The sequence below is a fragment of the Micromonospora sp. A3M-1-15 genome, from assembly GCF_024213425.1.
GTDB classification, from domain to species: Bacteria; Actinomycetota; Actinomycetes; order Mycobacteriales; family Micromonosporaceae; genus Micromonospora; species Micromonospora chersina.
Window position 1 is genome coordinate 1 of sequence record NZ_JANAVK010000018.1, and the last position, 520, is coordinate 520.

Below are 520 nucleotides of genomic sequence, written 5' to 3' on the forward strand. Positions count from 1 at the left end.
GCTCTTCCGATCTATCTGAGTTAAGTTCAGCTCCATTCTCGTAACTCCCCCGGACTGGTATCAGGCGCCCTTTGGGTCCGTCAAGGGCCATGCGGTTTCCCGCGTATGGGGGGGTATCGACCCCCCCAGCAGTTCCTGACACGTTCGACATACTTATGGTCATTAACTTTGTTCTTCAGTTTAGGGGCCGAGAATTCGCCGCCTAATGGGCCGAATTACAACGAGGGAAGGACCGGAATCCGACTCAAAGACCAGGATCCTTACGCGCTTTTGCCTTCTTCCAGAAAGGTGCCCACCACCGGAATCAGCACTTCCAGATCGCCATCCACGTTGCCATGTTTAAAGCTCACGCTGCCTTCGCCTTCGCCATCCGCGGTATAGCCTTTCAGGGTCAGTTTAAAAATGCAGGTGGTGCCTTTCAGCGGCACCGGCCACGGGGTCAGCACGCACTGCACGCCATAGCTAAAGGTGGTAAAGCTGCGATACGGATCATGCATTTTGCGATGATCAGATATCTCCT

At 54.2% G+C, this 520-nt stretch carries 1 protein-coding gene; it reads right to left on the reverse strand.

The window, feature by feature from the left end:
- Positions 1 to 260: 260 nt before the first annotated feature.
- Positions 261 to 520, reverse strand: a 260-nt coding sequence (locus NLX85_RS32895; protein ID WP_254341773.1) for a hypothetical protein, incomplete at its 5' end; no start/stop codon positions are given.